Genomic DNA, 24,268 nt, shown 5'->3' with positions numbered 1-24,268 from the left:
TTCACTTTGTATTGCCAGGCACTGTACAAATGAATTGGCAATAGCCGATACTCGGCACGTCATCTCCGCCATCGCGTCATCGCTGATGAGCTGTATAGACGTGCCACACGAAGGGACCGATATTCGTGGCGCAGAAGGTCGTGGTCACTCTCTTTGACGACATCGACGGCTCGGAAGCGGCGGAAACGATCGCCTTCGGACTCGACGGCAAGTCGTACGAGATCGATCTGAATCAAGCCAACGCCAAGGAACTGCGTAAGGCCCTGGAGCCGTACGTGACGGCCGGCCGCAAGCGGTCGAAGTCGGGCAAGGCGTACAAGCAGACGGAGGTCGCCCCCGACCCGGCGGCCGTACGCGCCTGGGCACAGGCGAACAAGATGGATGTCCCGGCGCGCGGTCGTATCCCGAAGAAGGTCTACGAGGCGTTCAGCGCCGCGCAGTGAGACGCGGCTCGGGCTGTCCTCAGGGACCGTCACCGGCCCCCGAGGGCAGCCGACTTGCGCTACCCCCCTGCTGATCAGCTAATGTCTGGAGCACGCCGAGGGGCGCAGCCGAAAGGCCGAAACCCACGGAGTACATGCGGGTGTAGTTCAGTAGCAGAACATCCCCCTTCCAGGGGGAAGGCGCAGTGTGCAATTCCTGTCACCCGCTCTGCACCGCCGGTCCTGAGCATGCTTGTGGATCAGGTAGGCTGGTGCTCGCACCGATCGGTGGGAGCCGGTCGGGAGCAGTGCGGACGTAGCTCAGTTGGTAGAGCGCAACCTTGCCAAGGTTGAGGTCGCGAGTTCGAGCCTCGTCGTCCGCTCCAGCTCGTAGGAGAAACCCCAGTCACATGACTGGGGTTTTTTCATGCGCCCTCATGTCCCACGACCATGTCCCACGACCATGTCCCACGACACGCTCTGACATTTGTCATGGCGAGTGATGACACCGCGCACTGCTGCCGGAACCGCTCCCCGGGGACGCTCGTCCTATGGAAGCCACGGAAGACAACGAACACGTGATTGAGGTCACAGACCTCCGGCGTGTCTACGGGGGCGGGTTCGAGGCGGTCCGCGGAGTCACCTTCTCCGTGAGCCGTGGGGAGATCTTCGCCCTCCTCGGCACCAACGGCGCCGGAAAGACCTCGACCGTCGAGCTCCTCGAGGGCCTCGCACCGCCGAGCGGGGGCCGGGTGCGGGTGCTGGGCCACGATCCGCACCGGGAGCGGGCCGCCGTACGGCCGCGCACCGGCGTGATGCTCCAGGAGGGCGGCTTCCCGTCCGAGCTGACCGTCGGGGAGACGACCCGGATGTGGGCCGGCTGTACGACCGGAGCCCGGCCCTCGGCCGAGGCACTCGGCATGGTCGGGCTCGCCGGCAAGGCGGACGTCCGGGTCAAGCAGCTCTCCGGCGGTGAACGGCGCCGCCTCGATCTGGCGCTCGCGCTGCTCGGCCGGCCCGAGGTGCTGTTCCTGGACGAGCCGACGACCGGCCTCGACGCCGAAGGGCGCCGGGACACCTGGGAGTTGGTAAGCGCCCTGCGCGACGCCGGCACCACCGTCCTGCTCACCACGCACCATCTGGAAGAGGCCGAGGAACTCGCCGACCGGCTAGGGATCCTGCACGAGGGGCGGATCGCGGCCGCCGGTACGCCGGGCGAGGTGACCGCGGGCCGGCCCGCACGGATCTCCTTCGAGCTGCCGCTCGGGTACTTCGTGGGGGACCTGCCGCCGCTCGCCGCCCTGGGCGTGTGCGGGCACGAGACCCACGGCAGGGCCGTACGGCTGCGGACCCGCGAGGTGCAGCGGACCGCCACCGAGGTGCTGGCCTGGGCCCAGCGGGCCGGGGTCGAGCTGGACCGGCTGGAGGTGCGGTCGGCCTCGCTGGAGGAGGCCTTCCTGGGGATCGCGAAGGAGGCGGTCGTATGAGCACGACGGTCATCGGCGGGCGCCGGGCGGTCGGCGCCGCGGCCCGGCGCCGGCTGGGTGCCCTCGCCCGCGCCGAGTTGCTGCTCCTCGGCCGCAATCGCGGTGCGGTGCTCACCGCGCTGCTGGTGCCGCTCGCACTGCCGTTCAGTGTGCGGCCCGCGATCGACCAGATCGACCTCAAGACCCAGGGGCTGAACGTCGGCACACTGATGCTGACCGCGGCAATCGGGTTCTCCTTCCTCTTCGCCGTGTACACGTCCCTGGTGAGTGCGTACGTGGCCCGCCGGGAGGAACTCGTCCTCAAACGGCTGCGCACCGGCGAGCCGGCCGACGTGGAGATCCTGGCCGGCACCGCCCTGCCCGCCCTCTGTCTCGGCCTGGCGCAGGCCCTGGTGCTCACCGTCGGCTGCGCGGTGCTGCTCCACGCGGGTGCGCCCAAGGCGCCGTATCTCACCCTGCTCGGGATGCTCCTGGGCCTGCTGCTCAGTGCCGCGCTCGCCGCGCTCACCTCGGCCTTCACCCGGACCACCGAGAGCGCCCAGGTCACCGCGCTGCCGCTGGTCTTCGTCTCCATGCTGGGCTCGGGCATCGCCGTCCCCACGGACGTCCTGCCCCACCGGGTCGCCTCGGTCTGTGAACTCCTCCCGCTCTCCCCGGCCGTCCGGCTGGTCCGCGCCGGCTGGACCGGCGAACTCAGCGCCTACGAGGCAATGGGCACGATCCTCACCGCGCTGGCCTGGGCCGTGGTCGCGGTGTTTGCTGTACGGCGGTGGTTCCGCTGGGAACCGCGGCGTTGAGTGGCGAGTGCTCAGTGGGGACGGGACCGGGATGAGCGGGGCAGGCGGCTGGTGGCGGGCGAAGACCACTCCCGCCAAGGTCGAGACGTACACACGCTGGTCGTTCCACTTCTTCGCGGTGATCGAGGTCACCGCGATCGGACTCCCGGTGTTCGGGGAGGCGGGGGCGACGCTCTCGGGCTGGATGACCGCGATGGTCGTCGTCCACGCCATGCTCTGCGCGCTCACCGCCTCCCGGGCGCTGGACTGGACGCGGGGCCGCCGGGAGCAGCCGGTGCGGCTGCTGTGGGCGCTCGGCGCGGCCACGTACGTCTTCGCCGTAACGACCCTGGTGCTGCGCAGGTACGGCGGGCCGGGCGACGACATGCGCAGTGCCGCGGCCACCGTCTTCGTGGGGATCCTGACCTTCGGGGCCGGCACCATGGCGCTCGGCGTCCGCGACCAGCGGCGGGCGGTGGCGTTGATCGCGGGCTTCGCGTTCGGGGCGGGCGTGGTCTCCTTCCCGCTGGGCGTGCGCGGCATCACCGCGCTGGTCACGGCGGGCGTGGTGTTCACGGCCGGCGGCTTCCTCGCCGCCACCTCGGCCTTCTCCGTCTGGCTGCTGAACGCCGTCTACGAGCTCGACGAGGCTCGTGAGACCCGTGCCCGGCTCGCCGTCGCCGAGGAACGGCTGCGGTTCGGCCGCGATCTGCACGACGTGCTCGGCCGGAACCTCGCCGTCATCGCCCTCAAGAGCGAGCTGGCCGTGCAGCTGGCCCGCCGTGAACGGCCCGAGGCGGTGGAGCAGATGATCGAGGTGCAGCGGATCGCGCAGGAGTCGCAGAAGGAGGTACGGGCCGTCGTACGGGGGTACCGGAACGCCGACCTCGCGGCCGAACTCGCCGGCGCACAGGGCGTGTTGGCAGCCGCGGGCATCGACTGCACGGTGACCGGCGACACCGCCGGACTGCCCGCCGAGGTGCAGTCAGCACTCGGATGGGTGGTCCGGGAAGCGACCACCAATGTCCTCCGGCACGGGGACGCGGGACAGTGCACGGTGGGACTACAGGTGCTGGATGGGCGCGTGGTGCTGACGGTGGAGAACGACGGGGTCGCGGTACGAGCCGGAGGTGGGGGCGGCGGGTCCGGGATTGCCGGGCTGCGGGAGCGGCTCGCGGTGGTGGAGGGGACGTTGGAGGCGGGACCGGTGGGGGCGGACGGGTTCCGGGTGGTGGCCTCGGTGCCGCTGGCCGGTCGTACAGCCGATGTGAATGTGAGCGGAGTCACCCCATGACCTCTCCGGTACGGCTGTTGCTCGCCGACGACGAGCATCTGATCCGGGGTGCGCTCGCCGCACTGCTCGGCCTCGAGGACGATCTCGTCGTGGTCGCGGAGGCGGCCACCGGGCCGGAGGCGCTCGCCATGGCACGGGCCCATCGGCCCGACGTGGCGGTGCTTGATCTGCAGATGCCGGGGGCCGACGGTGTGAAGGTCGCCACATCGCTGCGGACCGAACTGCCCGGCTGTCAGGTGATGATCGTGACCGGCCACGGCCGCCCGGGGCATCTGAAACGGGCCCTGGCCGCCGGTGTGCGGGGGTTCGTCCCGAAGACGGTCAGTGCGCAGCGGCTCGCGGAGATCATCCGTACGGTGCACGCGGGAAACAGGTATGTCGACCCCGAGTTGGCCGCCGACGCGATCTCCGCCGGGGACTCGCCGCTGACCGCGCGGGAGGCCGAGGTACTGGAACTGGCGGCCGACGGGGCGCCGGTCGCGGAGATCGCCGAGCGGGCCGCGCTGTCGCCGGGAACCGTACGGAACTACCTCTCCTCGGCCGTCACCAAACTCGGTGCGGAGAACCGTCATACGGCAGTGCGTCTCGCGCGGGAGCGAGGTTGGGTATAGTTGCTCTCGCGCTACGGCGCATGCGGACGTAGCTCAGTTGGTAGAGCGCAACCTTGCCAAGGTTGAGGTCGCGAGTTCGAGCCTCGTCGTCCGCTCCGGAAAGGAAAGCCCCCGGTTCTCGCCGGGGGCTTTCTTTCTTTTCTTGTTTTCTCGTGGCCCTTGCGGGGTCAGCCCCAGCTCTGCCCGGTCAGCCGCTCGTACGCCTCGACGTACTTCGCCCGGGTCGCCTCGACCACCCGCTGCGGCAGCGGCGGCGGGGGCTGCTCGCTCTTCCGGTCCCAGCCGGACTCGGCCGACGTCAGCCAGTCGCGCACATACTGCTTGTCGAACGACGGCTGGACGCGGCCCGGCTCCCACTCGTCGGCCGGCCAGAACCGGGAGGAGTCCGGGGTGAGGACCTCGTCGGCGAGGACGAGGACGTCGTCGCCCCCGGCGCCCTGCTCCAGGCCGAACTCGAACTTGGTGTCGGCCAGGACGATGCCCCGGTCGCGGGCGATGTCCCGGGCCCGCCCGTACACCGCGAGGGTGGCCTGGCGCAGCTGGGCGGCCGTCTCGGCGCCGACCTGCCGGGCGACCTCCTCGTACGAGACGTTCTCGTCGTGCTCGCCGACCTCCGCCTTGGTGGCCGGGGTGAAGATCGGGGCGGGCAGCTCGGAGCCGTCGACCAGGCCCTCGGGCAGGGCGAGGCCGCACACCGTACGGGATTCCTGGTACTCGGCCAGGCCCGAGCCGGTGAGATAGCCGCGGGCCACGCACTCCACCGGGAGCATCTTCAGGGACTTGCAGACCAGGGTGCGGCCCGCCCAGTCGGCGGGGGCGCCCTCGGGCAGCTCGGTGCTGAGGACGTGGTTGGGGACGAGGTCGGCGAGCTTGTCGAACCACCACAGGGAGAGCTGGGTGAGCACCCGGCCCTTGTCGGGGATCTCGGTCGGCAGCACCCAGTCGTACGCGGAGATGCGATCGCTGGCGACCATCACGAGGTCGCCGTCCGCGTTCTGGTACAGCTCGCGCACCTTGCCGGTGTGCACATGCACCAGACCCGGCACCTCGACGGGCTCGGGCTTTTCGACGAATCCGGACACGGTTCCTCCCCGTGGTTCTGTACAGGTGCCCCCGATTCTCCCGTATGCCGGGTTGCCGTCGGACACGGGGTTCAGTCCCGTTTGCAGATGCGGTCCAGGAGGTTGGCGGTGGCGCGCTGGACACGAGGGTCGACATGGCCTGGGCGGTCCAGGGCCGGGGACCAGGCGAAGGTCCCCGACGCGAAGACCAGGGCGCCGGAGGGGGCGCGGTAGAGGGAGGTCTCCTGGTGGCGCAGGGCGCCGTCGTTGTCGGTGTAGGGGGAGTGGGCGAGCAGGATGCGCTCCTCGTGCTCGGGCAGCGTGGTGCGCGGGAAGTAGCGGTCGGCCTCGCCGGCCACCAGGCCCGGCAGTTCGTCGCCCTCCTGCGCGCCGGTGGCCTCCCAGAGCCAGTGGCCGGCGTTGCGCACGATCAGGGGATACGGCTCGGGCACCCGGCCCGCGTACTGGATGCCGACCGTCTGCTGCTCGGGCCGGTCGATCTCCCGCCAGAGCACGGGTTTGCCCGGGCCCTTGCGTTTTCGGCAGGTGAGCAGGCGGTCGGCGACCCCGGACGGGGACGGCCCCAACTCCACCTGCCAGTACATGGTGTTGGCGGAGAGGAAGACCAGCGAGGTGCCGCTGTCCCGGGCCAGGTCGACCGTGCGGCGCATCCGCGGCGACCAGTACTCGTCGTGGCCCGGGAAGACCAGGCCCCGGTAGCGGGCGGGGTCGACACGGCCGGCGTGCAGGTCGCGGGCGTCGGCGTAGGCGAGGTCGTAGCCGTAGCGCTCGGCCCAGCGGATGAAGTCGTAGGCGTGGCCGACGTGCAGGGGCAGGCCCGCGCCCGCGTAGGGCCGGTCGAAGGAGACGGTGGTCGCCGCGTCGGACTCGCCGAGCAGCCGGCCCCCCTCGTCCCAGGCGTGGTAGAGGCTGGCACCGGTGCGGCCGTCCTCGGGGTAGAGGTTGTAGGCCTGCCAGGTGACGTCCGGCAGCAGCAGGAGCAGGTCGGCGGGGTGGTTGTCGCGGATCGTGAAGGGCACGTGGGAGCGGTAGCCGTCCGCCGTGGTGAGCACGGCGACATACGCGCCGACGCTCCAGTACGACGGGACCTGCAATCGCCAGGACAGCCACCAGTGGTGGCAGGAGACCGTACGGTCGGCGGCCAGCGGCGGGGGCTGCACGATGCCGGACAGCCGCGGACTGGTGCTGATCTTGGCGGCGCCGACACCGCCGTAGTGGCCGATGCGGTAGATGTCGACGCTGAATTCCTGCGGCGGATCGACGGTGATGTGGAAGTCGACGGCCTCGCCCGGGGCGACCGCGCCGGTCGAGGTGAATCCTTTGATCTGACGGTGCACGTCGTCCGCCGAGCGGGGGCCGACGGCACTCCGGGGTGCGGGGACCCGCGGGTTCTCGCCGGTGGGCTGTGGCCGGCTCGGGTCGACGTACCACGGGACGACATGACCGGTGTCGTCGAAATAGGTCTCGCTGCCGCGCAGCCAGGGGACGGGACCCTGGCCGAAGGGGTCCGTGACGGCGTGCGCGAGTGCTCCCGACTCCCAGCGGCGGATCTGGTCCGATGCCATGGTGGCTCCCCTCCCTCGTGCCCCCGTGAACTGTGCTGTTCCGAGTCGTCGTGCGGTGGTGCGGCGTGCGGTGGTACGGCGTTTCGTGGCCGAGGTCGTTCTGTTCTGGTCGTGGGCTGCGACGGTGGCGGTCTGTCTTATGTCGGATGCGCTTGCCATTTCACCGAACGGTCCCAGCACATCACATAACGCACGCGTCCGGTCACGGTTCGTTGCGAATTTGCCTGAAGTGGAACGCTTCGCTCCGCTAAGGCGTCGAAACGCCCAGGTCAGACCAGCCGTACGGGCTTCTCGGGACGTATCCCGGACTCGACCAGCCAGGCCCGCAGCGGGGCCGGGTCTCCCTCCTCGATGAGGCTGAGGACTCTGGGGGTCAGGTCGGCGGTCCGTTCGCCGTCGACCAGCAGGGACGGGCCGTCGAGCCAGTCCAGACCGGGGGTGGCTCCGGCGGTGTCCACGGCCGCGCAGCAGACCATCGCCGTGACGTGGTCGGCGAGCAGCTCGCGGGCGGTGCGCGGAGGCTGGAGGGGGAAGAGAGGCAGCGCGCAGTCGTCCCAGAGAGCGCTGTCGGGGCCCTGTCCGGTGGGTGCGGGGGCGTCGGGGCCGGGGCGCGGGGTGACGGCGGCGGCTTCCTCGCGGGCGAGGGCCGCGGTGAGGCCGGCGGCCAGGGCGGCACTGCGCTCGGTGCCGGTGGCTTCCTCGTCGGCGCCCTCGTCGTAGGCCGGGGAGTCCTTGGCCCTGCTGTGGGCGGCCGGGTCGGTCAGGTGGTCCATGACCCGGGCCAGGGTGTGGCCACCGGGGTCGGGGGCGGCGGGGTCGAGGGTGGCGCGGACGCCGAGGGAGTCCAGGACGCGGTGCAGCCGGGCCGCCTCGGTGCGCCAGGTGCGGTCGACGACCTCGTCCGGATACTCCTGCCAGGCCACCGGCGACCAGTCCGGGCCCGGCTCGGCGGGACCGCCGTGGAAGAGGCGGGCGGCGAGCAGCGAAGCGGCCTCGTCCACCAGGCCCGGCTCCTCCAGCAGGTCACAGGCGGGCCGCTCGCCGAGCCGGGAGGCGAAGCCCTCGGCCAGCCGGTCGCGCCGGGACAGCTCGGTGAGTGCCGCCACGACGCCCGCGTCCAGCCTGGATGGCCAGCGGCCCATCCGCCAGGCGGGCAGCGCGACCCGGGTGAGAAGGCGGTCCCAGCCGGCGTAGGCGAGGCCGACCTGCTCCTGGGCGACGATCCGCAGTCCGTAATCCACAGCCTGTGCACGCTCGGCGGCCGCGGCGGCCACCCCGCGCTCCATCAGCGTCGCGTGCTCCCGGCAGCCCCGCAGCAGCACCCGGGCCACCCAGCCGAGGCCCGCGCACACCAGGCGGGTCGCCGGACATCGGCCGGTCGTCGAGGAGACGGCGACCGCCGCGTCCAGCCCGCGCACGAAGCGGCGGGCGGCCGCTATGTCCGGTTGCGCCGAGGGTCCCGTACCGGCCACGACCGGGGCGAGGACCGCGCGCAGCTCGCCGACGCGCATCCACCACAGGAACGGGGAGCCGATGACGAGCACGGGGGCGGCCGGGGTACGGCGATGCGGGCCGGGGCTGCCGAGCTCGTCGCCGCCCTTGGGAGCGGGCGGGCCGTGCGCCGGGTGGGTGCGGTCCTCCAGCCAGCTGTCGCAGTCCGGGGTGAGCGCTATGGCGGAGGGCACCGGGACGTCCAGGCGGTCGGCGAGGTCGCGCACCATCCGGTACAGGTCCGGGGCGGACTCCTGCGGGATCGGGACCGTGGGGCTCACGGCCGGGCGGGCGCGGGCCACGACCAGGGCGATGCCGGCGGCGGCCAGCAGCACGACGATCGCGAGCACACCGACGGTCCAGCGGGCCGTGTCCCAGCCCCGGCCGACGAAGTGACCGGTGGAACCGCCGGTCAGCAGGATCACCGTGGCCGCCGCCGGCAGCAGCGCCACGGCCAGGGCCCGGCCGCGGACGCGCAGCACGGCGAGGGCCCGGGTACGCGCCGCCTGCGCTCCCGCCTCCACACCGATACCGGTACTGGTCACGACCGGACCTCACCCCCTCCCTGCTGTCCTCGAGCCGTCCTGGCTGTTGCTCACTCCCCCACTGTGGCACCCGCCACTGACATCGCAATGCCGGTGGGCCAAGTGCCGGAACGCTTGCGCCGCACCCTAGTTGGGGCCTCGGCCCCCGTCAGCCGGATGGGGCATCGGTCACTCGATGGAATGGCTTTGGTCAGAGGTGATCGACAGACAGCAACGATCAGGCCCCGGATTTCCGGGGTCCGGGGCCTGACCAGGAGCGGGGGACGGCAGGCACGCCGCTCAGGCCTCGGCCGCCGCCTTCGCCGCGATGTCCGTACGGTGCTGGGAGCCGTCGAGCCCGATCCGCGCCACGGCTGCGTACGCCCGCTCCCGCGCCTGGGTCAGGTCGTCCCCGGTCGCGGTCACGGAGAGAACACGACCACCGGCGCTGACGACCGCGCCACCCTCCCGCTTCGTCCCCGCGTGCAGGACGTAGGCGTGCGGGGCGTCCTCGGCGGCCACCGTGTCGAGACCGGTGATGGGGTCGCCGGTGCGCGGGGTGCCGGGGTAGTTGTGGGAGGCGACGACCACGGTGACCGCGGCGTCGTCGCGCCAGCGCAGCGGCGGAAGGTGGTCGAGGGTGCCGTTCGCGGCGGCGAGCAGGACGCCTGCCAGCGGGGTCTTCAGCCGGGCGAGGACCACCTGGGTCTCGGGGTCCCCGAAGCGGGCGTTGAACTCGATGACCCGGACACCGCGCGAGGTGATCGCGAGGCCGGCGTAGAGCAGACCGGAGAACGGGGTGCCACGCCGCCGCATCTCGTCGACGGTCGGCTGGAGAACGGTCTCCAGGACCTCGTCGACCAGCTTGGGGTCCGCCCAGGGCAGCGGGGAGTACGCCCCCATGCCCCCGGTGTTCGGTCCCTGATCCCCGTCCAGGGCGCGCTTGAAGTCCTGGGCGGGCTGGAGCGGGAGAACCGTCACACCGTCGGTGATCGCGAAGAGGGAGACCTCGGGGCCGTCGAGGAACTCCTCGATGACGACGCGGTCGCACCCGGCGGCGTGCGCCGTGGCGGCCGCAAGGTCGTCGGTGACGACGACACCCTTGCCGGCGGCGAGACCGTCGTCCTTCACGACGTACGGCGCCCCGAAAGCGTCGAGGGCATCAGCGACTTCCTCGGCGTTTGTGCAAACGTACGAACGGGCGGTGGGCACTCCGGCCGCCGCCATCACATCCTTGGCGAACGCCTTGGACCCCTCGATCCGCGCGGCCTCCCCGGAGGGGCCGAAGACCGGGATACCCGCCTCGCGCACGGCATCGGCGACCCCTGCGACGAGCGGGGCCTCCGGGCCCACGACGACCAGATCGGCGCCGACCTCCCGGGCCAGGGCGGTGACGGCAGCGCCGTCCAGCGCGTCGACCTGGTGCAGCTCGGCGACCTCGCCGATACCGGCGTTGCCGGGGGCGCAGTGCAGCGCGGTGACGTCGGGATCGAGGGACAGAGAGCGGCACAGGGCGTGTTCGCGGGCGCCGCCGCCGATGACGAGGACCTTCACGTGGGCCAGCGTAGCCGGGTGGGTCGGCTGGAGGTTTCTCCAAGGGCGGCGGAGTGGGGGGCCGTCCCCCGCCTCAAAGCCGCCGACGCTCCCCGCGCGTCACCGCGCGTCACTCGTTCTTGATCTCCTCCACCACCGTCGCCCCCAGCTCCCGCACGATCAGTTCGTGACCCGAGAGGGCCGACTCGTCGAGGTCGGGGTCGTCCTCCTCGGGGATGTCGTCCTCGGGGGACACCGGCGGCGGCTCGGGGGCCGCGTGCGGCTGGGCCGGAGCCGCTGCCGTCGGGGAGGACGGCGGGGAACTCCGGGGCGGGGCCGTCGGCGGCGCGGGCTGGGCAGCGGTCGGGCGACCCGGGGACGCCGGGGCGGGACCGCCGTAGCCGGACGGCGACGCGGGTGCGCCGCCGTAACCGCCGGGCTGGCCGCCGCCGTGCCCGGGGCCGGCCGGAGCCGGTCCGCCGCCGCCCGTCGGGTCGACGACCGCCTCGATCCGCCACTGCACGCCGAACTGCTCGCCCAGCGCCTGCCGCAGCACGTCCTCGCTGCCGCTGCTCGCGAAGTTGTCGCGGGCGCCTGCGTTGACGAAGCCCAGCTGGAGGGTGGTGCCGTCGAAACCAACGACCTGGGCGTTCTGGCTGAGGAGGATCCAGGTGAAGCGACGGCGGTTCTTGACCGCTTCCAGGATGTTCGGCCAGAGGACCCGGGGGTCGAGGCCGCCGGCGGGGGCGGCGACAGCCTGGGCGGGGGCAGGGGCAGCCGGGGGCGCGGACGAGGGCGCCGGGGCCGACTGGGCCGCCGGGGCGCCCGTGGCGGTGGCCGTGGGCCAGCCGCCGGGGCGGCGGGCGGCGCCGCCACCCGCGGGAGCAGCCGTCGGCCAGGCGCCGGGTGCGGCGGCAGCGGGCGGGGCGGCCGGGGCCGGGGCAGGAGGCGGCGTAGGGGCAGGAGGCGTCGGTGCCGGGGCCTGCGCCTGCGCCTGCGCCTGCGCCTGCGCCGGCTCGGGTGCCGCTCCCCCTCGTACGGCCGCACGGGCCGCCGCAGGCCCGCCCCCCTGCGGAACCGGAGGAACTGGCGGAACCGGAGGAACTGGCGGAACTGGCGGAACTGGCGGAACCGGAGCCGCACCCGCCGAAGCCCCTCCAGGCGCCGCCATGTGCGTCTCGGGCCCGGGGACGTACCCCATCGCGGGCGCACCGCCCCCGCCCGAGAAGTTGACGCCCCGCTCCAGCCGGTCGAGGCGGGCCATCACGGACCGCTCGTCGCCGTAGGCGGCCGGCAGCAGCACGCGCGCGCAGATCAGCTCCAGCTGGAGGCGGGGGGAGGTGGCGCCGCGCATCTCGGTCAGACCCCCGTTGACGAGGTCGGCCGCGCGGCTGAGCTCGGCGGCACCGAACGTGCCGGCCTGGGCCTGCATACGCTCGAGAACGTCGGCGGGGGCGTCGAACAGCCCCTTCTCCGCGGCGTCCGGGACGGCGGCGAGGATCACCAGGTCCCGCAGCCGCTCCAGCAGGTCGGCGACGAAGCGACGCGGGTCGTTGCCCCCCTCGATGATGCGGTCGACGACCTCGAAGGCGGCGGCGCCGTCCCCGGTCGCGAAGGCTTCGACGACGGAGTCGAGAAGGGACCCGTCGGTGTACCCGAGCAGGGAGGTGGCCATGGCATACGTCACACCCTCCTCTCCCGCCCCGGCGAGCAGCTGGTCCATGACGGACATGGAGTCACGGACGGAACCGGCGCCGGCGCGCACGACGAGCGGCAGCACCCCCTCCTCGACGGGGATGTTCTCCTTCCCGCACACCTCGCCGAGGTAGTCCCGCAGCGTGCCCGGCGGCACCAGCCGGAAGGGATAGTGATGGGTCCGCGACCGAATGGTCCCGATGACCTTCTCGGGCTCGGTGGTGGCGAAGATGAACTTCAGATGCTCCGGCGGCTCCTCTACGACCTTGAGCAGCGCGTTGAAGCCGGCCGACGTGACCATGTGGGCCTCGTCGATGATGTAGATCTTGTAGCGGCTGCCGGCAGGCCCGAAGAAGGCCTTCTCGCGCAGCTCACGGGCGTCGTCCACACCACCGTGAGAGGCCGCGTCGATCTCGATGACGTCGATGGAGCCGGGCCCGTTCCGGGCGAGGTCCCGGCACGACTGGCACTCCCCGCACGGCGTCGGCGTCGGCCCCTGCTCGCAGTTCAGGCACCGCGCCAGGATCCGCGCGCTGGTGGTCTTCCCGCACCCACGCGGCCCGCTGAACAGGTACGCGTGATTGACCCGGTTGTTCCGCAACGCCTGCTGCAACGGACCGGTGACATGCTCCTGCCCGATGACCTCGGCGAACGACTCCGGGCGATAGCGGCGGTACAACGCGAGAGACGACACGCATACGAGGTTATAGGCGCCCACTGACAACCAGCCCCGCCCGCAAACGCAAGCGCCCCCCACGCACCCGCCAGAGCCAACCTACCCTTGCTGCCTTCCGGCCCTGGGGGAGTTCAGTCAGATAGCGCCGCGTGAGGGGCTCCGCACAGAGTACCCGACGTCAGCGGGTAGGAACGAGTTCGCGAGCACTCCTCTCGGTCATGTAATGTTCCGAGCGGAGGATTCGCCTAGAGGCCTAGGGCGCACGCTTGGAAAGCGTGTTGGGGGCAACCCCTCACGAGTTCGAATCTCGTATCCTCCGCCAGTGCCTCACCGGGCACGATGTCGAAGGGCCCCACTGTTCGCAGTGGGGCCCTTCGACGGTTTCCGTCTCAGTTTCCGTCTCAGTTTGTCTTCGGCGGCTCCCAGAGAGCATCGCCGACTTGCTGGGCGACCTTCCGCAGCAGCGTCCCAGTGACGTGCATGTACCGGGCGCGCATCCGGGCCGCTCCCCCAGGCTCCCAACCCATGATCGAGTCGACCACGACGTCAGGGACGCCGAGGATCAGGAGGACGGTCGCGGCGGTGTGGCGAGCGTCATGAAGACGGCCGTCTCGTACGCCCGCGTCCTTGAGGAGCTTCTTCCAGATGTGGAAGTCGGTGTTCGGGCTGAGAGGGCCACCGGTCGGGGAGGCGAAGACGTATCCCTTGTCTTCCCAGTCGGTACCGGCCTCGGTCCGCTCCTTCTCCTGCTGCTCCTGGTGCTTGCGGAGGAGCTTGATCAGCGGGTCGGGGAGGCCGATCGTTCGGCGTCCGGCGCGGGACTTGGTGGACTTGTGCTCGCGGCGGGTCTGCTGTTTCTGGGGGCAGTAGCCAGCTTTACGGCCGCACGGGGTGCCCCCGCAGCCGTGGGCGTACTTGGGGCGGAGACGGTTCTTGCGGATACGGACGTAGCCCGCGTCCAGGTCGACGTCTTCCCAGTGGAGCCCAAGGGCTTCCCCTTGGCGGAGGCCGAGCGCCAAGGCGACGACCCATCGCGTGCTGTTGCGGAGCTTGGCGGCCTCGACGAGGAGGCTCTGAACCTCCTCGATCGTGAACGGCTCGATGTCTTCCTCTTCGAGGCGCGGAGCCTTGGCGATCTCGGCCACGTTGGTGGCGATGTGACCGCGTCGCTTGGCCTCACCGAGGGCGACTCGGATCGTGCGGTGAGCGTGGTGGGCGGTGCCGGCGGAGCTCCCGGAGTCCTGCATCTTTCGGTAGAAGCTCTCCAGGTGTTCGGGCTCCAGCTTGTCGAGCTTGTGGGCGCCCAGGCCGGGGACGAGGTGTACGCGTACGTCGACCTCATACCCGTCGTACGTGTTCTCGGAGACGTACGGCTTGGCGATGTTCTCGACCCAGTGCTCAAGCCAGGCTTGCAGCGTCCAACTCTGGCCCGGCTTCCTGAGCTTCTTGTCGTCCCGGGCCCGTTCCATTTCGCGGACGGCCCTGGTCACCTCAGCCTTGGTCTTGCGCTCGATGTGACGGCGGTCGGGCTTGCCGTCATCGCGGACGCCGACGGTCACGCGGCCGTGCCACTTGCCGTCCTTACCGAAGTAGATGGAGGAGGCGCCGTTGGGCTGTCGGGTGCGTGTCTTCTTCTCTGCCATGACGTCCCCCTCAGGCTGCGTCGGCGGGTCGGTGGCGGAGCTTGGTGACGTAGGCCGGTACGGCGTCGGCGGGGACTCGGCGGAGTCTTCCGACCGTGACCGACTCGATCTCTCCGGCGAGGACGAGGCGAAAGCACGTCGTACGACCGATGCGGAGGCGCCGGGCTGCTTCCTCGACTGTCAGGAGGACAAGGTCCGGGTCATCGGGGTCTGCGGCAGCGGCTCGAAAGTCAGCCACGGGTGGGTTCTCCTTCCGTTCCGGGCGCTGGTTCGAGGGATGCGGCGAGCCACGTCTCGGCGGCGCTGAGGCCTGTGCCGGCGAAGACCCAGTGCGCGAGGACGTGCGTCGTCTCGGCGGTCGCCGGGCTGTTGGCTGCTGCGGTTTGTGCGCGGCGCCATTCGGCGCGGGCGTCGCGGAGCGCGCCGAGGGTGGTGGAGTAGCGGCGGGATTTGGTGGAGAAGTGGCCGCGGAAGCCGAGCATGTGGGCCCAGGCGCGCAGGCGGAGGTGTTCGAGGTCCTTGCGGGCGCCGAGGGTCCAGGCGGTTCGGATGAGTTGGCGGGCGTGGTCGCTGATGTCGAGCTGGGCGAGTTCGGCGGCGAACTTCAGAGGGCGGTCAAGGGCTCCCGTGGCGGTCTCGGCGCCTTTGGTGGCGTACTTGGCGATGTAGGCGGCGACGGCGCGTTCGGTGAGCTCCTGGCCGTCGTTGAAGTCCGCGGACCGGATGGTGCGGACGTCGAGTTGGCGGCCGAAGGTGAAGGTGTGGGTGTGGCCGTCGAGGGTCGGGCCGTCGACGCGGACCTTGGCGGTGGCCGCCTGGATGGCGTCGGTGAGGAGTTCGGCGGTGGCCCAGGGCGGGGGTGGAGTGTCGCCGCCTTGCGGGCCGTCGAGGCGGATGACGGCGTGGAAGTGGACGGCCCCGCGCTTTTGGTACTCAGCGACCTTGGCGAAGGAGGCGCGGGCGTGGTCGCGCAGGCGGCGTTGGGAGAGGCCCGCGCGCTTGGCGACCTCCCGGCGGAGGTAGATCGAGAAGCGGCGCCAGAGGGCACCTGCGTGGGCGTTCCAGAGCACGGCGGCTTCGTAGTCGTAGGTGTCCGGGTCGAGCGGGGTGCCAAGGGCGTCGTCGTCCTGGTCGTGGTGGGTACCGCAGCGGCAGGCGCGGCCGTCGGTGCGACGGTTGTGGACCGGGCCGAAGCCAGGGGCGGTGAAGGTGGCGAAGACGCGGGGGTGTGCGGCGACCTGTTCCGGGGTGCCCTTGCCGCCCCGGAGTCCGGCGGTGATGAGGTGGAAGGTGTCGCGGCGGTAGACCTCCGCGCAGGCGGGGCAGCGGGTGGTGCGGCGGTTGTTGCAGCGGACGAGGAGTTGGCCGGCGGGCAGGTCGGTCGAGTTGAGGTGCTGGAGGATGCGGCCGATCTCGCCGGTGGTGGTGTCGACGTCGTACTCGGTGCGGTGGCCGTCGAGGCGGATGGGGTTGGTGCAGCCGCCGAGGCCGGAGAGTTGGCGGAGGATACCGGGCAGGGTGCCGCCGGAAGCGAGGTTGGTGAGTTCGCGGAGCGGGGGCGGGGTGGTGCGGGTGAAGATGGCTGGCTCCTTCTGGCTGGCTCGGTCAGGAGTGACGGGCCCCGGGGCGGCCGGATGCTTGGCGGTGTCGTGGCCGCCCCAGGGGTCGGGCGGGGTTCAGCGCCGGTTGTGTTCGCGCAGCAGGGAGCGCAGGACCACGGCGGCGATGGCCACCGAGATGGCCGACACGGCGACGGCGGTCAGCAGCGCGGTGAGGACCACGCCACCGGTGAGCACGGCGACGACGGCGCCGGTGCTGACGGAGACGGCCGGGAGCGCGGAACGCCGACCGGGGGCCGGGGCGGTCGGGGCGTGGGTGTGCGCGGGCGGCGGGGTGGGGCTGTCGGGGTACTTGGGGAGGAACACGGCGAGGTTCTCCTTGTCTACTCGTCTAGTCATGTGAGCCGTTTATGACGTCCACGCCGGAACGCGTGCCGGACTCGATGGCGGGGGCCAGGAAGGTATGGGAGAGCCAGAAGCCGAAGAGGGCGATCAGAACGACGACCCAGGCACGGACGCCCAGGAACCTGACGGCACCCCAGGCGAAGAAGCCGAGGACGACGACCAGCGGCAGACTGACGGTCACGGTTTTCGGGGTCCCTTCAGCGGACGGGGCAGCGGTGGGTGCGGGCGGCGAGCTCGGCGGCGGCGCGGCTGTCGTAGTCGGCGGAGAAGCCGCACCGCGGGGCGGTGCAGGCGGCGGTGTGCTTCTCGCGGCCCCGGTCGCCGTAGGCGGTGCCGACCTGCACGGGGCCGATGCGGATGACGTTGCGGAAGCGGTTCGGGCGGGGTGTCACGGACGGTCCTCTCCCACGAAGTCGGCGGTGTGGTCGGCGAGCCACTGCCTGATCTCGGGGAGCTCGTCGTCCACGGCTCGATTGATCGCGGCTTCGGCGGTGTTCACAGCCTCGACGAGCTGGTTGTTCCGGGTCAGTTCGGCGGCACGCTCCAGGGCGGACCGAATGGAAGGGCGCATGTGTGAATCTCCTTCACGGTCAGTTCAGTTGGGCGGCGATGGCTTCGGCCATGGGCGCCGGGACGCCGAGGCGGGCGCGGAGGGTGGGGGTGTCGATCGGGGTACCGGTGCGGGTGTGGTGTTCGGCGGCGACCTTTCGGGCGTGGTTGACCAGGGCGGCCGGGACCGGGATGGGCGGGTGTTCCGGCAGTGCCTCGATGGCGGGTTGGACAGGCGGCGGGGCGGGTGTGGCTTCGGGCTCGTCCTCCTGGTCCTCGGTGACGTCAGCGCTGATCTCGTCGGTGGCCGCTTCCGGCGCCGAGTGGGCGAGGAGGGTGCCGCCGAGGAAGGCGACGGCAGGCCAACCGGCGACGAGGATCCGCAGCCAGGCGGGGACGTCGTCCAGGTCGAGGAGGCCGGCGGTGGCGACGTTCGCTCCGAGGGACGCTACGAGCGCGATCACGAACCAGCACCAGGCCGCCGCTTTGGCCGTACCGGAGCGGAGTCGACGCCATGCGGCGACGAGTAGCAGGTCAACGCTGATCGGGTACGCCCAGGCTTTCCACCCGTCTTGCCCGGCCGCCATGGCTACGTCATGGAGGTGGGCGAAGGACAGCGCGGCAGCGATGAGCGCTTGGACCAACACCGCGTCGACACGGCCGAGGTGGACGCGCACGGTCCGGCTCCTTTCGGTTTCGGGCATGGGAGGGGTAGGGACGTGGCGCGAGGCGGTCACGCCGACCGGTGCGAGGAAGGAACGCCTGTCAGTCGGTCACCGGACGCGGCCGGAAGACCGGGGTCGAAGCGTCGACCGGGTGTGCGGGCACGTCGGGCCGGAAGGGCTTGAGTGAAGGCAGGTCGGGCACCAGGTGTGCCGAGTCCCGGCAGGTCTCGGCGGCATCGCCGAGGGAGAGGTAGGGGGTGCGGATGCGGGACCAGCCCCCGGAGGTGTCGCCCGCGACGGCGAGACCCGGCATCTCAGGAGCGATGGAGCAGGCGGCGAAGACCGCTTCGGGGGCGATGTCGCCGAGGGCCATCTTGGCGGAGGCTTCGTCGTTGACGCGGTGGCAGACGCGACCGGTGAGCTGGGCCCGGAGCATGGTGGCGCCCTTGCCGAGTTCGGCGCCGAAGCGCTGCCCGCACACTTCCAGGTAGATGCCGGCCGCGCGGCCGAGTTGGGCGAGGCGGATGAGCTGGGTGACCATCTCGTCCCGCCGTTCCTCGTCCTTGCGGGTGGCGGTGAGGAAGAGTTCGGCCACCTCGTCGACGAACAGAACGATGGGCACAGGGCGTTCGGTCTCTGGCAGGCCCCAGATGTCGGAGGTGATCTCCTCGTCCGGGGTGCTGGGCGCGATGCCCTGCCGTTCCTTGATCAGGTCGTATCGGTCCTCCATTTCCTTGACCAGGACGGGCAGCAGCTCGGCGGCTTCGTCGGGGTCGGTGGCGAGGGCGGAGAGCCGGGCGGCGAAGGGCGCCAGTTCGACGCCCCGCTTGCAGTCGATACCGACGAGCGCGACGCCGTCCTGACGGGCGAGCCCGGCAATGAGGTGCCGGAGGTACATGGACTTGCCCGACAGCGTGGCGCCGAGGGTGAGTTGGTGGGGAACGGTGCGGTAGTCGCGGACGAAGGGCATGGCGTCCTCGCGCAGCGCCACCGGAACCTTCAGGAACCCGCCGCCGACCTTGCGAGGCATCCGGACGCGGCGCAGCACGTCGTACCCGACGAGCCGCAGTTCGACGACACCCGGTTTGACCGTGGTGACGTAGACGGCGTGCACCCCCCAGGCGTGCCGCAGCCGTTCGGCCGAGGCGGCGACGTCTGCGGGTTCCTGCCCGGGAGCGAGCCGGAGGCGGAGCCGTAGCCCGGTCGAGGTGGGGCGGATGATGCCCCGGCGGGGCGGGACCGGTCGGACCTCCCGCCGGGTGGTGGCCTTGACGGCCAGGACCCTGAGCCGGGAGGGCGCCACGGTCAGGCCGCAGGCTTCCATGACGGAGCCGTACGAGCTGAGCAGGCGGACCGTGGATATCGGACCGCCGACTGCGGACCAGTAGACCGCCGGATGCTTGGCCCGGGTGTAGGCGGCCCCGCCGCCGAACGCGGCGACAGGCCCACCCACCTCCAGGAGCGTCGTCAGGTCAGTCATCAGGCGGTGGCCCCCATGGCGGCCGGGAACGCAGCCGGAGTGACGGCGGCGGCCCGGTAGGCGATGCCGTGACGCTGCTGCCCGTTGAACACGGACTCCCACGGCCGGGCGACGAGCCCCGGCAGCGAGACCGGCGCACCGAGGTTCAGCCCCTCGGAAACGCCGCCCTCCGGCACGGTGACCTTGATCAGCGAGGACTCCCCGTCCTCGATGTAGACGACGCCGATGGTCATCAGCGCCTCACCACTCACGGCGTCCTTGGCGATCTCGCCGGTCTGACGGTCGCGGACCTTGGGCTCAGGAGCCTCGGTGAGGAGGATCGTGGCGGCGGTGGTCTCCACACGAATGGTGCGCACAGCACACTTCCTATCTACTCGTCTATACATGTAGCGATCTGCGAACCCGCCCTCCCGGGCTCACGACGATCACCCTGCCACACAACTTGCCCACTCGTCTATACGAGTATGCGTGTTGGGGTGTACGAGTTCAGGGAAGCGTGCCCGCGCACCACCGCAAACCATGACGATCAGGTCGCCGGGAGTTGGTACGACAGGACGTAGGCGTCCGCCGCCATGACCGTGTCGCAGACTTCGACGGGCCGCCCCTCGGCGTCGAAGGCGGTACGGATCAGATGAATGACCGGCACACCGGAGGCCAGCCGGAGCGTCTTCACCTCGTCGGGCGAGGGCATCCGGGCGCGGATCTCCTCTTCGAAGTGGTCGAGGCGGTGGCCCAGCTCTTCGAGGCGGGCGTAGATGCCACCAGGCCCGGGGTTGGGTTCGGCGATCTGGGTGCCGCGGGCGATGTCGAGGGGGAGGTACGAGGTGGCGAACTCGACCGGCCGGCCGTCGAGGAGATACCGGCGCCGCCGGGCGAGCACCCGCCGCACGGACCCGAGCCGCGTGGAGACGTCCTGGCTGGCCTTCTCTTCCTTGACCTCAAGGCTGTCGACCTGGGGGTGACTGCCAGCCGCATCCGCCTCCACGATGAACGCGGACTTCCCCTGCTCCCGATGCCGCCGGGCGAACCGGTCGGAGGCGAGCCGCCGCACGGGAGGCCGGGGCCGGACGAACACACCCTTGCCGTGCTCGGCATGGACGAGCCCTTCCCCCTGAAGGATGGAGAAGGAGTTCCGGACCGTCATCCGGGACACCCCGTAGTGCTCGACAAGCTCAGCCTCTGAAGGCAGCTTCTCGCCCTCGCCGAATCGCCCACGGTCGATGGCCTCACGCAGCTGGTCGGCGATCTGCCGGAAGACCGCACGATCGCTCGTGGGGTCGAGATCTCCGAGGAGGCCCGAAGGAAGAGCAGGGCTCACTTGTACTCCTTTAGGTATCTAGACGAGTGGGCAACTGTTGTTGCCATAGAGTGAGAGCCTAGCCAGCCGAGAGGGCCGAGGAACGTGAGCACAGAACGCCCGCACTCCGTGAGCGTCGCCGGGGTCGTCATAGACACCCGCGGCCGGGCCCTCCTGATCCAGCGCCGTGACAACGGCAAGTGGGAACCGCCGGGCGGTGTCCTCGAACGCGAGGAGACCATCCCCGAGGCCCTGCAACGCGAAGTCCTCGAAGAGACCGGCATCAAGGTCGCCCTTCCGGCGACCCTGACCGGCGTCTACAAGAACATGACCGGCCTGATCGTCTCCCTGGTCTTCCGCTGCGAGGCCGCCGACGGCACGCCCACCACTGGCGACGAAACCCGCGCACTGCGCTGGGTCACCCGCGAAGAAGTCTCCGAGCTTGCCGACGAGGCATACGCCATCCGCGTCCTGGACGCGATGGACGCGGCGTCTCCACCTTCCATCCGCGCCCACGACGGCGTGAAACTCGTCTAGCCCGAACCCGCTGCACATGGCGGCCTACCAGCACGAAGGAACTTGTATGCACGAGTATACGAGTACAGCCCGGGTCTGGGGGCTCAGTTGCCCAGGTTTCCCGGAAGAGGTCAGCCGGGCCCGACGCTGGACCCGCGACATCCTGCGCGGCTCCCCTTTAGCCGAAGACGCCGAACTGATCGTGAGCGAGCTGAGCGCCAACGCGATCCTCCACACGGCCAGCGGCCAGGAGTCGGGCAGCTTCCATCTGGCCCTGGCGGTGTCAGCCCAGGTGATCGCCTTGTCGGTCACGGACGACGGAGGCGCCGGCACAGCCCCGAAGACCCGGCACCAGGACCAGGAGGCCGAGCACGGTCGAGGCCTGGGCATGGTCAGCGCGATCGCTCATCGAGTCGTCGTCCACGAGAGCGACAGCGGCCACACGGTCACCGCCGAACTGTTCGCAGGCCGACCGATCGGAGGCCACCCGTGCTGATGGACAAGCCGCAGCGCGGCTACTGGTGCGAGTGCTGGACCGAGGACTTCACCGACGGGACGGGATGGCCGGCGCTCCGGGCATCCTTCGACGCCTACTCCGCACCCCAGGCAGACAGATGGGTGGCCATCGCACTCCGCACCATCTCACCGGCACTCGACCCCGACGCGTCTCAGGAAGCGTGGGAGTGGCTGTACGACGGCCGCATAGCGACGAGGAGAGCCCTCCTGCGCGCCGAGCCCTACACGGTGACAGTCACCCAGGCCAACACACGCATCACATGGACGATCCGGCCCGTGATCTTTCTGCCCCTGGCACACCGCCAAGGCGTCGAACTCCCGCCCTGCACAAACGACTTCAAACCACACACAGCGCCCCAGACGCCCCACGCACCTGACTGAGTTACAACCTTCTTTACGGGTTCAAGCCCCGGCTGCGCTCCGCTCCGCCGGGCGCGCTTCCCGGCTCCGCTGCGGGCGCCGCTCCTGCCTTCGGCCCGCTCCGCCCGCGCTGCGCCGACGCGCGCCCACAAGTGGATAGGACCGGTGGCCATGAGTCGAGCACCGCGGAGCGCAGCCCAGGGTCAAGACGATGCCTCCGGCGGGGGATCGGCCGGCACCGGGATGGAGGGGGCGCCGTCGCCGACCGCGGGCACGTAGTGGCGTGCGCGGGGTGCTCCCATCCCGTCCACCGTCGACCCAGGCAGAGCCGAGCAGACGCGGCCCAGGGGCGTCAAGGTCGTTCGTACAGTGGCGCGCTCCACCTTGACGCCCCTGAACCACGCCCGCTCCACGGTGTGTGGGTCGACGGCGGACGGGATGGGAGCTGGGGTGAGTGGTGGGTGAAGGACGGGGGCCCGCAGGCCACACTTGGGCCGTGACAATCAACGATGGCAGCGGGGCAATCGACCCCTGGGCACTCCTCCTGGAGACGGACTGGAGCAGCGTCGACCACTGTTGCCCTAACACAGCCCCGGCGACCCCCGTGATTCTGGCAGGGCTACTGGATGACGACGAGGATGTTCAGCGAACCGCCGTACACGACCTCGGTCAGGCCGTGACCCACCAGAACAGCATCTATGGCGCCACCGCCCCGGCCGCTCGTTTCGTTATCGCCATCCTTGGCCACCCCCGAACGATGACCTTGGGGGTCTACTTCCATGAGGAGCGTCGTCGGCCTATGCGCGCGGCACTCCTGGAATGGCTAGGTGACCTTGCTGACGACGCGACCTACGACGAAGACGGCCCTGGCGAACCTGGCGACGTCGCCGCGGTGCGTGCCATCCTCCCGCTGATCTATGAGGCGGCGCGGCCGTACCTTATCGATGCGAACCTTCTGATCCGGGAAGCTGCGGTGCACGCAGCTGCGATGACGCTCGCCGCGCCTGAGCTGGCCGTGCACATCCCGAAGCTCGTGCCGCTGGTACGCAGCACGCTGAGCACCAGCGATTACCGGGGTTACCGATACCTTGCTGAGCGATGCCTCGTGACCTGGGGTGTAGAGCCCGGCCCCCTACCCGACCCGCGGATCTCAGGTCCCGATCCGATGGATCGCCCCTGGGCAGGCGGTTACTCCGACGACCCGCCATTCTGAATGCGGTAATCGGCGGAGCCGCACCCTGTCAAGACCTCGCACGGCGGTTGACACCAGCGACTGACACCAACAAGCCCGAACAGCGGCGGTCGTCGCCGGACCTGAATGGACGATCTGCCGAGGAGCAAGACCGCTTGGCCGATGTCGCCGACCTACGGTGATCGACCTGATAAGGATGAGGCCAGACCTCAAACTCTGCTTCCAGTGCCAGCGCTCCTGGGGCGAGCCCTCATCCACCTGAAGCGGCGCGCTAGCATCCCGCATGCCCATTCCATGGAGATCCAGCGTGGACGTATTCGCGCGCATCTTGAGACAGCGTGCGGTCGAGCCCGATTCCGTACGCGACGTCGACGCCGCCTGGGATGCCTTCGGCGAGTTCCTCCAGATCGAGGTGGAAGGGATCGAGCGGCCGGAGAACGACGGTGACGGCTTCATCGTCGAATGGGGCAGGTGGGGCTGGAACGACGACCAGCCTGCGCTGTCCTTCGGGCGACTGCTTGCGGTCAACGAAGCCGACGACCGTGATGCCCCCGACTGGCAACCGGAGTACTGGAAAGTGGAGCTGCAGCTCATCTTCAGCGAGGACCCGGCCTGGGCAGATGTCGACAGCCTCGGGCACCAAGACACCGGGTTCGACTACGACGAGATCGGCGCGCCCAGGATGGCCGCGCTGGGGGAGATGCGCCGGTTCATTGAGTCCTACCCCCAGCTGGCAGCCATGTGGGGTGCCGAGCCCACTCGCAGCAACTTGACCCTTGAGCAAGCGGGGTAGCTACCGGGCCCCGTACAGCACGGAAGTACAGCAACCACAGCAACCACCACCGTCCAGTAGCCACCGTGCAGGACTACGCAGCAACCACAATGACCGTCTCTCCTATTTACTTTGAGCTACGGATCAGAAGGCCGTCC

26 protein-coding genes, 4 tRNA genes and 1 other RNA gene are annotated in these 24,268 nt (G+C 70.6%); 14 read left to right on the top strand and 17 right to left on the bottom strand.

Translation table 11 applies throughout. The features are described from left to right. Positions 1-125 precede the first annotated feature (125 nt). The 8 genes from ABTY98_RS22265 to ABTY98_RS22230 all read left to right on the top strand — a co-directional run bounded on the left by ABTY98_RS22265 (position 126) and on the right by ABTY98_RS22230 (position 4,685). Positions 126-443: a histone-like nucleoid-structuring protein Lsr2 gene (locus ABTY98_RS22265; RefSeq protein WP_351695523.1), complete on the top strand. Its 318-nt coding sequence runs from the start codon at positions 126-128 to the stop codon at positions 441-443. A gap of 136 nt (positions 444-579) precedes the next feature. Beyond that, positions 580-651: transfer RNA gene (locus ABTY98_RS22260), tRNA-Gly, on the top strand. A gap of 81 nt (positions 652-732) precedes the next feature. Further along, positions 733-808: transfer RNA gene (locus tag ABTY98_RS22255), tRNA-Gly, on the top strand. A gap of 165 nt (positions 809-973) precedes the next feature. Further along, complete coding sequence (locus ABTY98_RS22250) at positions 974-1,909, top strand: ABC transporter ATP-binding protein (protein ID WP_352222656.1); 936 nt, start codon at positions 974-976, stop codon at positions 1,907-1,909. After that, the gene (locus ABTY98_RS22245; protein ID WP_352222655.1) at positions 1,906-2,706 is read left to right on the top strand and encodes an ABC transporter permease; all 801 of its coding nucleotides are present in this window, start codon (positions 1,906-1,908) and stop codon (positions 2,704-2,706) included. The genes ABTY98_RS22250 and ABTY98_RS22245 overlap by 4 nt, the downstream gene beginning before the upstream one ends. A 31-nt stretch (positions 2,707-2,737) precedes the next feature. Further along, positions 2,738-3,979 carry a sensor histidine kinase gene (locus ABTY98_RS22240; RefSeq protein ID WP_352222654.1) on the top strand — a complete coding sequence of 414 codons (1,242 nt, stop codon included), beginning with the start codon at positions 2,738-2,740 and terminating at the stop codon, positions 3,977-3,979. Beyond that, positions 3,976-4,590: a response regulator gene (locus tag ABTY98_RS22235; protein WP_352222653.1), complete on the top strand. Its 615-nt coding sequence runs from the start codon at positions 3,976-3,978 to the stop codon at positions 4,588-4,590. The genes ABTY98_RS22240 and ABTY98_RS22235 overlap by 4 nt, the downstream gene beginning before the upstream one ends. A 22-nt stretch (positions 4,591-4,612) precedes the next feature. After that, positions 4,613-4,685: transfer RNA gene (locus ABTY98_RS22230), tRNA-Gly, on the top strand. Between the two features lie 72 nt (positions 4,686-4,757). Here the strand turns inward: ABTY98_RS22230 and ABTY98_RS22225 are convergent. The 6 genes from ABTY98_RS22225 to ffs all read right to left on the bottom strand — a co-directional run bounded on the left by ABTY98_RS22225 (position 4,758) and on the right by ffs (position 13,318). Beyond that, positions 4,758-5,672 (bottom strand): phosphoribosylaminoimidazolesuccinocarboxamide synthase, encoded by a 915-nt coding sequence (locus tag ABTY98_RS22225; RefSeq protein ID WP_352222652.1) that lies wholly within the window; start codon positions 5,670-5,672, stop codon positions 4,758-4,760. 71 nt (positions 5,673-5,743) lie between these two features. Continuing rightward, on the bottom strand, positions 5,744-7,237 hold the full coding sequence (locus ABTY98_RS22220) for a N,N-dimethylformamidase beta subunit family domain-containing protein (protein ID WP_352222651.1): 1,494 nt from the start codon (positions 7,235-7,237) through the stop codon (positions 5,744-5,746). Between the two features lie 269 nt (positions 7,238-7,506). Beyond that, the gene (locus ABTY98_RS22215; RefSeq protein ID WP_352222650.1) at positions 7,507-9,273 is read right to left on the bottom strand and encodes a M48 family metalloprotease; all 1,767 of its coding nucleotides are present in this window, start codon (positions 9,271-9,273) and stop codon (positions 7,507-7,509) included. 279 nt (positions 9,274-9,552) lie between these two features. Then, positions 9,553-10,806, bottom strand: a complete 1,254-nt coding sequence (gene purD / locus ABTY98_RS22210; RefSeq protein WP_352222649.1) for a phosphoribosylamine--glycine ligase — start codon at positions 10,804-10,806, stop codon at positions 9,553-9,555. Between the two features lie 109 nt (positions 10,807-10,915). Further along, positions 10,916-13,174 carry a DNA polymerase III subunit gamma and tau gene (locus ABTY98_RS22205; RefSeq protein ID WP_352222648.1) on the bottom strand — a complete coding sequence of 753 codons (2,259 nt, stop codon included), beginning with the start codon at positions 13,172-13,174 and terminating at the stop codon, positions 10,916-10,918. 45 nt (positions 13,175-13,219) lie between these two features. Continuing rightward, positions 13,220-13,318, bottom strand: an RNA gene (gene ffs / locus ABTY98_RS22200) — signal recognition particle sRNA small type. 72 nt (positions 13,319-13,390) lie between these two features. Here ffs and ABTY98_RS22195 point away from each other — a divergent pair. Then, positions 13,391-13,478 (top strand) — tRNA-Ser (locus tag ABTY98_RS22195). A 79-nt stretch (positions 13,479-13,557) separates the two neighbouring features. On the opposite strand, the gene ABTY98_RS22190 is transcribed toward ABTY98_RS22195, so the two are convergent. The 11 genes from ABTY98_RS22190 to ABTY98_RS22140 all read right to left on the bottom strand — a co-directional run bounded on the left by ABTY98_RS22190 (position 13,558) and on the right by ABTY98_RS22140 (position 20,775). Continuing rightward, a complete protein-coding gene (locus ABTY98_RS22190) occupies positions 13,558-14,799 on the bottom strand; it encodes a tyrosine-type recombinase/integrase (RefSeq protein WP_352222647.1) in 1,242 nt (413 codons plus the stop codon). A gap of 10 nt (positions 14,800-14,809) precedes the next feature. Continuing rightward, positions 14,810-15,037 (bottom strand): excisionase family DNA-binding protein, encoded by a 228-nt coding sequence (locus tag ABTY98_RS22185; RefSeq protein WP_352222646.1) that lies wholly within the window; start codon positions 15,035-15,037, stop codon positions 14,810-14,812. Continuing rightward, positions 15,030-16,316, bottom strand: a complete 1,287-nt coding sequence (locus ABTY98_RS22180; RefSeq protein WP_352222718.1) for a replication initiator — start codon at positions 16,314-16,316, stop codon at positions 15,030-15,032. Before ABTY98_RS22180 ends, ABTY98_RS22185 begins: the two co-directional genes overlap by 8 nt. 159 nt (positions 16,317-16,475) lie before the next feature. Further along, entirely contained in the window at positions 16,476-16,724 is a 249-nt protein-coding gene (locus ABTY98_RS22175; protein ID WP_352222717.1) for a SpdD protein, read from the bottom strand. Between the two features lie 25 nt (positions 16,725-16,749). Beyond that, positions 16,750-16,944 carry a hypothetical protein gene (locus ABTY98_RS22170; RefSeq protein ID WP_352222645.1) on the bottom strand — a complete coding sequence of 65 codons (195 nt, stop codon included), beginning with the start codon at positions 16,942-16,944 and terminating at the stop codon, positions 16,750-16,752. Positions 16,945-16,960: 16 nt separating this feature from the next. Next, positions 16,961-17,155, bottom strand: a complete 195-nt coding sequence (locus tag ABTY98_RS22165) for a mobile element transfer protein (protein ID WP_352222644.1) — start codon at positions 17,153-17,155, stop codon at positions 16,961-16,963. Then, positions 17,152-17,334, bottom strand: coding sequence for a hypothetical protein (locus tag ABTY98_RS22160; RefSeq protein ID WP_352222643.1), 183 nt, complete (start codon positions 17,332-17,334; stop codon positions 17,152-17,154). The genes ABTY98_RS22165 and ABTY98_RS22160 overlap by 4 nt, the downstream gene beginning before the upstream one ends. 19 nt (positions 17,335-17,353) lie before the next feature. Beyond that, entirely contained in the window at positions 17,354-17,989 is a 636-nt protein-coding gene (locus ABTY98_RS22155) for a DUF2637 domain-containing protein (RefSeq protein ID WP_352222642.1), read from the bottom strand. Between the two features lie 88 nt (positions 17,990-18,077). Continuing rightward, positions 18,078-19,457: an FtsK/SpoIIIE domain-containing protein gene (locus ABTY98_RS22150; protein ID WP_352222641.1), complete on the bottom strand. Its 1,380-nt coding sequence runs from the start codon at positions 19,455-19,457 to the stop codon at positions 18,078-18,080. Continuing rightward, on the bottom strand, positions 19,457-19,813 hold the full coding sequence (locus ABTY98_RS22145) for an SCO3933 family regulatory protein (RefSeq protein WP_352222640.1): 357 nt from the start codon (positions 19,811-19,813) through the stop codon (positions 19,457-19,459). The genes ABTY98_RS22150 and ABTY98_RS22145 overlap by 1 nt, the downstream gene beginning before the upstream one ends. A gap of 170 nt (positions 19,814-19,983) precedes the next feature. After that, positions 19,984-20,775 (bottom strand): GntR family transcriptional regulator, encoded by a 792-nt coding sequence (locus tag ABTY98_RS22140; RefSeq protein WP_352222639.1) that lies wholly within the window; start codon positions 20,773-20,775, stop codon positions 19,984-19,986. Between the two features lie 108 nt (positions 20,776-20,883). Between ABTY98_RS22140 and ABTY98_RS22135 the strand changes: the two genes are divergently transcribed. The 5 genes from ABTY98_RS22135 to ABTY98_RS22115 all read left to right on the top strand — a co-directional run bounded on the left by ABTY98_RS22135 (position 20,884) and on the right by ABTY98_RS22115 (position 24,131). Then, positions 20,884-21,291, top strand: coding sequence for an NUDIX hydrolase (locus tag ABTY98_RS22135; protein WP_352222716.1), 408 nt, complete (start codon positions 20,884-20,886; stop codon positions 21,289-21,291). A 46-nt stretch (positions 21,292-21,337) separates the two neighbouring features. Continuing rightward, a complete protein-coding gene (locus ABTY98_RS22130) occupies positions 21,338-21,766 on the top strand; it encodes an ATP-binding protein (RefSeq protein WP_352222638.1) in 429 nt (142 codons plus the stop codon). After that, positions 21,766-22,167: a hypothetical protein gene (locus tag ABTY98_RS22125; RefSeq protein ID WP_352222715.1), complete on the top strand. Its 402-nt coding sequence runs from the start codon at positions 21,766-21,768 to the stop codon at positions 22,165-22,167. The genes ABTY98_RS22130 and ABTY98_RS22125 overlap by 1 nt, the downstream gene beginning before the upstream one ends. A gap of 475 nt (positions 22,168-22,642) precedes the next feature. Continuing rightward, on the top strand, positions 22,643-23,359 hold the full coding sequence (locus ABTY98_RS22120) for a hypothetical protein (protein WP_352222637.1): 717 nt from the start codon (positions 22,643-22,645) through the stop codon (positions 23,357-23,359). Between the two features lie 286 nt (positions 23,360-23,645). Beyond that, complete coding sequence (locus ABTY98_RS22115) at positions 23,646-24,131, top strand: hypothetical protein (protein WP_352222636.1); 486 nt, start codon at positions 23,646-23,648, stop codon at positions 24,129-24,131. Positions 24,132-24,268 lie beyond the last annotated feature (137 nt).

Origin of the sequence: Streptomyces sp. NPDC096040 (assembly GCF_040303265.1) — a bacterium.
Classification (GTDB): domain Bacteria; phylum Actinomycetota; class Actinomycetes; order Streptomycetales; family Streptomycetaceae; genus Streptomyces.
The sequence above is the reverse complement of the archived record's forward strand: the minus strand, read 5'-3'. Positions and strand labels throughout refer to the sequence as shown.

Coding starts and splice junctions, on each gene's coding strand:
- ABTY98_RS22150 (WP_352222641.1), bottom strand. CDS start 19,457: ATGACTGACCTGACGACGCTCCTGGAGGTGGGTGGGCCTGTCGCCGCG.
- ABTY98_RS22220 (WP_352222651.1), bottom strand. CDS start 7,237: ATGGCATCGGACCAGATCCGCCGCTGGGAGTCGGGAGCACTCGCGCAC.
- ABTY98_RS22125 (WP_352222715.1), top strand. CDS start 21,766: ATGGACAAGCCGCAGCGCGGCTACTGGTGCGAGTGCTGGACCGAGGAC.
- ABTY98_RS22130 (WP_352222638.1), top strand. CDS start 21,338: ATGCACGAGTATACGAGTACAGCCCGGGTCTGGGGGCTCAGTTGCCCA.
- ABTY98_RS22190 (WP_352222647.1), bottom strand. CDS start 14,799: ATGGCAGAGAAGAAGACACGCACCCGACAGCCCAACGGCGCCTCCTCC.
- ABTY98_RS22245 (WP_352222655.1), top strand. CDS start 1,906: ATGAGCACGACGGTCATCGGCGGGCGCCGGGCGGTCGGCGCCGCGGCC.
- ABTY98_RS22160 (WP_352222643.1), bottom strand. CDS start 17,334: ATGCGCCCTTCCATTCGGTCCGCCCTGGAGCGTGCCGCCGAACTGACC.
- ABTY98_RS22235 (WP_352222653.1), top strand. CDS start 3,976: ATGACCTCTCCGGTACGGCTGTTGCTCGCCGACGACGAGCATCTGATC.
- ABTY98_RS22250 (WP_352222656.1), top strand. CDS start 974: ATGGAAGCCACGGAAGACAACGAACACGTGATTGAGGTCACAGACCTC.
- ABTY98_RS22240 (WP_352222654.1), top strand. CDS start 2,738: ATGAGCGGGGCAGGCGGCTGGTGGCGGGCGAAGACCACTCCCGCCAAG.